Origin of the sequence: Geitlerinema sp. PCC 9228, assembly GCF_001870905.1 — a bacterium.
In the GTDB taxonomy this organism is placed as follows: domain Bacteria; phylum Cyanobacteriota; class Cyanobacteriia; order Cyanobacteriales; family PCC-9228; genus PCC-9228.
The window spans coordinates 65319-72402 of sequence record NZ_LNDC01000048.1 but is presented as its reverse complement, the minus strand read 5'-3'; the positions used below and the strand labels follow the sequence as shown (position 1 = coordinate 72402).

Here is a 7084-nt window from a genome sequence, read left to right as displayed (position 1 = left end):
CCCATCGCTACCTTGGAAGGTCACCAGAGTGTGGTTTATCATGTAACGTTCAGCCCCGACGGAGACACCCTGGCTTCTGCTAGTAGAGACGGCACGGTGCGCCTGTGGCAGCGGGACGGCACTCCCATCGCTACCTTGGAAGGTCACCAGAGTTGGGTTAGGCAGGTAACTTTCAGCCCCAACGGAGACACCCTCGCTTCTGCTAGTGGAGACAACACCGTGCGCCTGTGGCTGCGCGACGGCACCCCCATTGCGACCCTGGAAGGTCACCAGAGTGTGATTTATCGTGTAACTTTCAGCCCCGACGGAGACACCCTGGCTTCTGCTAGTAGAGACAACACGGTGCGCCTGTGGCAGCGGGACGGCACTCCCCATCGCTACCTTGGAAGGTCACCAGAGTGTGGTTTATCATGTAACGTTCAGCCCCGACGGAGACACCCTGGCTTCTGCTAGTGGAGACGGCACCGTGCGCCTGTGGAATTTCGACCAAGACAATCTAACCAAGCGTGGCTGTCAGTGGCTGCACGACTATTTCATTCACCATCCCGATAATTTGGCACCGCTGACGGTATGCCATACGGAAAAACGCCTTGCAGCCGCCGCACCAGCTGTCATCGCACAAGCAGAACAGTTGGCTCAGGCGGGAATTTTTACAACAGCAGTGAAAAAGTTCGAGCAAGCACAGAAGTGGGATCCTTCTCGGGACTTCGATCCCAAAGCCAAAGCCGCACCTGCCTTGGTGCGGCAGGGTCGCGATTTCGCGCAAAACGGAAAAGAAGAGGAGGCGAGAAGCAAGTTCAAACGAGCATTGCAACTCAATCCCCATGTCGATCTCGATCCGAGTACCAAAGAGGTGGAGAGCAATGTTAGCGCGATAACCCAACAGCTTGTCGCAGCTGCGAAAGTGGAAGAAGGCAAGCAATTAGCTAGAGACAGCAAAATTGACAAATCAATTCAAGCATTCAACAAAGCTTTAGAACGCGATCCCAATCTAGAAATTTCAGCAAGAGACTGGGGTGTTTTGTGTTGGTTTGGCAGCCTCCATCGCCGTGCGGAAGATGTGATGTTTGCTTGCCAAAAAGCCGTTTCCCTGGCTCCAGATAATGAAGTCATCCGAGATAGCCGGGGACTGGCACGAGCTTTAACTGGAGATATCCAAGGAGCAATAGATGACTTTCAGTTTTATGTGAACCGAACATACAATGAAGAACGTAAATCTCAAGTGCAGGGATGGATCGAACAACTCCAAGCAGGAGACGATCCGTTTACCGATGAAGTTTTAGAAGAACTCAAAAATTAATAGCGATCGCATTTGGCATTTCGTTAGTTAAATACAAAACTGCGATCGCAATTTCCTAGGGAATGTTTTACGGTTTTCTAAAAAAGAGCGATCGCTTTCTATCCCCAGCCATCACCCTTATTGTAATTTCAGGGCAAACCTTAAAAAGAGGAGCTTTCAGATTCTATATCTTGCAAAACTTTATAGAAATAGGAAAAGCAATTTGGGAAATACACCCACCTGTTTGCCTGAAAATTATTTTCTCAATTCACAAATGGAGAATAGGGGACTCGAACCCCTAACCTCTGCGGTGCGATCGCAGCGCTCTACCAGTTGAGCTAATTCCCCAACAAGCCATCTATTATACTAGCAGATTCCCCCGCTATTTACCAAATTTTATGGCGTATTTTTCAGGAAAAAGCCTGAAAAGCCGGCGAAACCTCATCGCCAAAGGCTTGTTGAATGCGACCCAATTCCAATTCTCCCAGGTAATCCACCGTCCAATCCGCCAAACGATGCAGCATGTGGAACGGATAAGTATGCGCCACCCCCACTACCTGCATCCCAGCGGCTTGCGCTGCCTGAATCCCCGCCATAGTGTCTTCAATAACCAAACACTCTTCTGGTTGTAGCTGCAAGTTCGGGTCTAGCTGGTTGAACCGTTCCACAGCCAGCAAATAGCCGTCGGGTTCGGGTTTGCTAACGGTAATATCGTCGCCGCCGACCCAAAGAGAAAACGCATCCCGCAGGTTGGCTTGGGTGAGAACAGTTTCGATTTCCACACGCACCGCACCGCTGACCACCGCTAGTGGTATTTTCGCCACCCGCAGCTGAAAAATTACCTGTTCGGCATCGGGATAAATGGGAAGTTTGGTGGTCGCAGCAATTTTTTCCTGGTAGGCTTGGCTTTTGCGCTGCATGAGCTTTAAAATATATTCGTCGCTGACAACGCGACCTTTCTTTTCCAGCAGTTCCCGCAATCCCACGCGATCGCTTTTTCCCAAGCAAACCTGGTAAATTTCCTCTAAGTCAGCACGCAAATTTTCCTCCACCAGTACCTCTTGTAGCAGCTGGTGGTGAATGGGTTCGTCGTCGATAATGACGCCATTAAAGTCGAATAAAACGGCTTTTAAACTCATGCTGGCGCTTCGGCGATATTTTCTCCTTCTGATTCTACCTCAACCGTGATAGGTTGCGATCGCGCATAGTCCGGCGATTGTCCGGGAATCGGCTTAATGCCTCGGGTGACCTGATGCACCCACCAAACTTCCTCGGTGCGAATAGCATCGAAATCAGCAGCACCCATCCAAGCATCTAGATTACCATTGGCGTACGCTTCGATGTAAGGTTCTTCAAAGACATTGCGCAACCAATCCAACTCCCGCAAAGTTTCCTGGTTGCCGTCGAGAACCAACATTTCGCCGTTTCCCTGCAAAATCCGCCAAGCTTCCCGCAGAATTTGGCGGCTGACTTCCGGTGGCGTTTCGTGAAACAGCAAGGCAGCGGTCACCAGGTCGAAGGAATTGTCATCAAATCCGGTGGCTTCGGCGTTGCCATGCATCCATTGGATGTTGGTTTGCGCATTTTTTGCCTTATCTTCCGCCACCGCTAGCATGTAGGGAGACAAATCCATGCCGATGACTTCTGCTTGGGGAAAGGCTTGTTGCAGCATAACGGTCATGGAACCCGTGCCGCATCCCAAATCCAGGATACGCCGGGGAGAACCGCCAACTCGTTTCAAGGCTTCCTGGCGCACCCAGGTTTCGTTGGGAGGCACAGCATAGCGGGTGATGGGGTCGTAGGTAACGGCAGCATCGATGGTGAGGTAGCCACCTTCGATGCCGTGGAAGTTGCTTTGGCGGTAGTAGTCGGGATAGGATAAGGTATCGTTACGCAGGCGATCGCAGGTGGTTTCCCAGTCAATGCGATCGCGCAGTTGTTTGGTTTCCTCTTCATCAACGAACCAACCCACTACTGGGGCAATGAATTGCTCGAAGATCGTGTCTTTACGAACGCTCATAGTTCCTCGTTCAATGTAAACTATCGCTAAAATTTATTTCTAAATATTACACAGTTTAGCGTAAAAGATTCGATCCTGACGGTGGGGACGAGGAAATGAGAGAATAGCAACAAACTGAATGCCGCGATCGCGAATTGAGTTCGTTTTCCCATCATGAAACCGAGTCCTACACCAGCGCAAGAAGTCAAAGCCACCATCATGCTAGCCGGCGGACACCAACACGTTCTCTATTTTAGCTCTGACGCGCCGATGCTGAAACGTTTGCTGTCGGTTTTAGCCAATCGTCCCAGCGAATCTACTTTATTGCAAATTCCTGTCAACGAAGGTCGCGGCTGTTTGTGTTTTCCCAGCGAACAATTGGTGGGATTAATAACCGAACCCCCTTTATACGTGCAGTCAGCAACTGGCAACTCAGCCACCCATTCCGCACCGGCACCCACACCAGCGTCACCAGGGGTAATTCCGGCGAAATATTGGCAAATCGATAATTTCTTTTCTCAGAAAGAATTAGACAAATTGCGATCGCACGCCATCCAGCGAGAATCCGAATTTGTTCCCACCAGCACTTCCACAGGGGCAGAAAATTACCGCAAATCCCTAGTTTTGTATTCATTTCCCCAATTTTCCGAGTTAATGCGACGTCGGCTGCAAGCGATATTGCCAGAGGTTTGTGCCAAACTAGAAATTGCTCCATTTCCCGTTTCTCAAATCGAAGCACAACTCACGGCACACAACGACGGTCATTTTTACAAGCTCCACAATGACAACGGCAGCAAGGAAACAGCCACCCGCGTGCTAACTTACGTCTATTATTTTTATCGAGAACCCAAACCATTTGACGGTGGCGAGTTAGTTATTTACGACAGCAAGCTACAAAACAACCGTTATACCAAAGCCGAAACCTACAAAACGGTAGAACCGCGTAACAACAGCATCGTCTTTTTCCCCAGTCACTACATGCATGAGGTGTTGCCCATTCATTGTCCTTCCCAGAAGTTTGCTGACAGTCGTTTTACGATTAACGGGTGGATTCGGCAGTAGGAGCGTGGGAGCGTGGGTGCGTGGGAGCGTGGGTGCTTGGGAGCGTGGGTGCTTGGGAGAATTTGATGGAATATTTGAGATTGTTTATACTTGAAACACCGTTTATCGGGAGGGGTCGTGAAACAAGCGATCGCAAAATTTCTACCGTGGATGCCGACAGGTGCCCTTGGTGGCATTTCCCTACATTTTGTCTTGCAGCAGGAGTGGCTGCAGGCGGGAATTTCCTTTATTACAACTGCCATTTCTGGCTTTGCGACCAATTTTGGTAAGGGATTTATAAAAAAATTTAATCAAGGTGCAGAGAAAAGAGGCGAGAAACTTGCTGATTTTTTGCTGGAGAACTTCGATCGCTTGCCTACAGCCCTAAAATGGAAACTATCGGGATTTGCCAGTAAATATTACCAAAGCCTGCGAGACAGCTACCAAGAAATCAAAGTAGAAGGATTTCAAGTTGGTACACCAGTTTTAGACCTGGAAGATGTATTCGTGCCGTTGCAGGTGCAATGGCAACATCATGAGAAAATTAGTCGGGATATGGTTCCGGAACGGGGAACCGAGGCAAAAGAGATTGATACCAGTTCCACGCAACAAATTTGGCATTTTCTGGCTGCCAGTTCTCGCGATTCTGCCTACAAGCGTCTGGCTATTGTAGCGGCACCGGGTTCGGGAAAAACCACGCTCCTGCAACACGTTGCCCTCATCTACGCCAAAGGAAAACACCACCAGCACAAAGCTCCCAATCTTGTTCCCATTTTGCTGTACTTGCGCGAAATTCGCCAGCAAATTATCCAAGAATCGCCACCTGACCTACCCAAACTCGTAGAACAAGCCGTCAAAAAACAACCCGCCTTTCAACAACTAACACCACCGCCCAATTGGTTTCGGCAGCGATTGCAGCAGGGCAAATGTTTAATCATGCTGGATGGGTTGGATGAGGTTGCCAATCAAACCGAACGCCAAAAAGTGAGCCAGTGGGTTGACGACCAAATGCGAGCTTACCGTCACAATCAATTTTTGATTACTTCTCGACCCCACGGCTTCCAAAGTGCGCCTGTAGATGCTGGTTTGGTCCTGGAAGTACAGCCGTTTAGCCTAGCACAAATGAGCGAGTTTATTCGCAAATGGTACTTGCAGACAGAAATTAGAATTCGTTTGGGTCGCGACACCCCAGCCGTGCGTCAGGAAGCTACCGAAAACGCCGAAAACCTAATCCATCGCATTATCAAAACCCCAGCCATTCGTAAAATGGCCAGCAATCCCCTGTTGGTGACCATGATTGCTACGGTTCACTACTGCGGCAATGCCTTGCCAGGCAGGCGGGTAGAACTGTATCAAAAGATTTGCGACGTATTGCTGGGAACGCGCCAAGCAGCTAAAAAGATTCCGGCATCGCTGACGTCAGAACAGCAGAAATCCGTGCTGCAAGTACTGGCATTGGATATGATGCAACGGGAAACGCGCCGCTTTACCCTGAAAGAGGGAGAAGCAGCAATTCGCGAAGCTCTGGCTACGGTGGCTCCTTCCCTAAAGCCGCAGCAATTTTTTGAAAATGTTAAAGACATCAGTGGTTTGTTGGTAGAAAAAGAACTGGGAACCTACGAATTTGCTCACCTCAGTTTCCAGGAATATTTAGCTGCCGCTCAAATCCACAAAACGCAACAGCAACAAATTTTAATCGACAATTTCGCCAACCCCTGGTGGGGAGAAACCATTCGGTTGTATGCCGCTCAAAGCGACGCAACGCCTTTGATTGAAACGGCACTTTCGAGAGGTGGGGATGTGTATTGCCTATCTTTGGGATACGATTGCTTGCAGGAAGGGTTGCAAGTAGAACCCCAAGTACGCCAACAACTAGAAGATTTGCTGGAAGAGGGATTGGCATCGAAGCAACAAGAGATTGCCGACATGGCAGCTAAGGTAAAGCTATCGCGCCGCTTGCAGGATTTGCTCCCTATTGATGAAACCAAGGATATCGATTTACGTCCCGTCAGCCGTGCGGAATATCAATTATACGTTCGCAATTGTCAAAACCAAAACTCAGAAAATGGATCGTCGCTAACCAGAGACACAGCACAACAAGCCGTTTTGACCAGTTTTCGCGATGCCTCGTTGTTTTGTACTTGGTTGAGTCTCAACGAACCGGTATCGGGAGAACAAGAAGCAAGCGGCTATTTCTATCGACTACCAACTGTGGAAGAAGCGAAAACGTATGCGTTGCAGAAAAATAAAGAGAACGACTGTTGGACGGGGAAAAACAGGGGAAATGGAGAAGGTGGGATTTATCTTGTTAGGCAGCAACTACCGGAACGTTACCAACAATTGTTTTATTATTTAGCGACGGAAAGATGGGAAGAGGCGGATAAGGAAACAGCGCAAGTTATGCTGCAAGTAGCTCGGAAAGACAAATTTTTGGAAATTGAGGATATCAAGAACTTTCCTTGCGAAGACTTGCGTTGGCTGGACTGGCTGTGGGTACAATGTAGTGGCGGGCACTATGGTTTCAGCGTGCAGAAAGAAATTTGGTACCAAAAAGCTAAGGAAATAAGTAAGGTATTCTATGACAGGGTGGGATGGAATGAGGGGGCTCGTGTGGGCCGTGTGGGCTACTACCCGTATAACCCTTACGTTGCGTCCGTCGTCCGTGACTTAGGGGGGAGGAAGTGGTCTTCTCTTATCTACGCGAGACTTGTAAACTGTAACATATAAGGGATACAGCTTCATGTAAAGAATTGTTTTAAAGGGAT

General features: G+C 49.0%; 6 protein-coding genes and 1 tRNA gene. 4 read left to right on the top strand and 3 right to left on the bottom strand.

Translation table 11 applies throughout. The features are described from left to right. The coding region (locus tag AS151_RS20590; protein ID WP_139240485.1) for a WD40 repeat domain-containing protein at positions 1-453 on the top strand (453 nt) is incomplete at its 5' end. Beyond that, a complete protein-coding gene (locus AS151_RS03590; RefSeq protein ID WP_071515694.1) occupies positions 401-1300 on the top strand; it encodes a hypothetical protein in 900 nt (299 codons plus the stop codon). The genes AS151_RS20590 and AS151_RS03590, both read left to right, overlap by 53 nt. A gap of 254 nt (positions 1301-1554) precedes the next feature. On the opposite strand, the gene AS151_RS03585 is transcribed toward AS151_RS03590, so the two are convergent. From AS151_RS03585 to AS151_RS03575, 3 genes are all read right to left on the bottom strand, one after another. Continuing rightward, positions 1555-1627 (bottom strand) — tRNA-Ala (locus tag AS151_RS03585). A 62-nt stretch (positions 1628-1689) separates the two neighbouring features. After that, entirely contained in the window at positions 1690-2418 is a 729-nt protein-coding gene (locus AS151_RS03580; RefSeq protein ID WP_071515693.1) for an HAD family phosphatase, read from the bottom strand. Next, a complete protein-coding gene (locus AS151_RS03575) occupies positions 2415-3299 on the bottom strand; it encodes a class I SAM-dependent methyltransferase (RefSeq protein WP_071515692.1) in 885 nt (294 codons plus the stop codon). Before AS151_RS03575 ends, AS151_RS03580 begins: the two co-directional genes overlap by 4 nt. 153 nt (positions 3300-3452) lie before the next feature. Between AS151_RS03575 and AS151_RS03570 the strand changes: the two genes are divergently transcribed. Both AS151_RS03570 and AS151_RS03565 read left to right on the top strand, forming a co-directional pair. Next, complete coding sequence (locus AS151_RS03570; RefSeq protein WP_071515691.1) at positions 3453-4340, top strand: 2OG-Fe(II) oxygenase; 888 nt, start codon at positions 3453-3455, stop codon at positions 4338-4340. Between the two features lie 90 nt (positions 4341-4430). Next, positions 4431-7046 carry a GUN4 domain-containing protein gene (locus AS151_RS03565; protein ID WP_139240483.1) on the top strand — a complete coding sequence of 872 codons (2616 nt, stop codon included), beginning with the start codon at positions 4431-4433 and terminating at the stop codon, positions 7044-7046. Positions 7047-7084 lie beyond the last annotated feature (38 nt).

Coding starts and splice junctions, on each gene's coding strand:
- AS151_RS03580 (WP_071515693.1), bottom strand. CDS start 2,418: ATGAGTTTAAAAGCCGTTTTATTCGACTTTAATGGCGTCATTATCGAC.
- AS151_RS03575 (WP_071515692.1), bottom strand. CDS start 3,299: ATGAGCGTTCGTAAAGACACGATCTTCGAGCAATTCATTGCCCCAGTA.
- AS151_RS03570 (WP_071515691.1), top strand. CDS start 3,453: ATGAAACCGAGTCCTACACCAGCGCAAGAAGTCAAAGCCACCATCATG.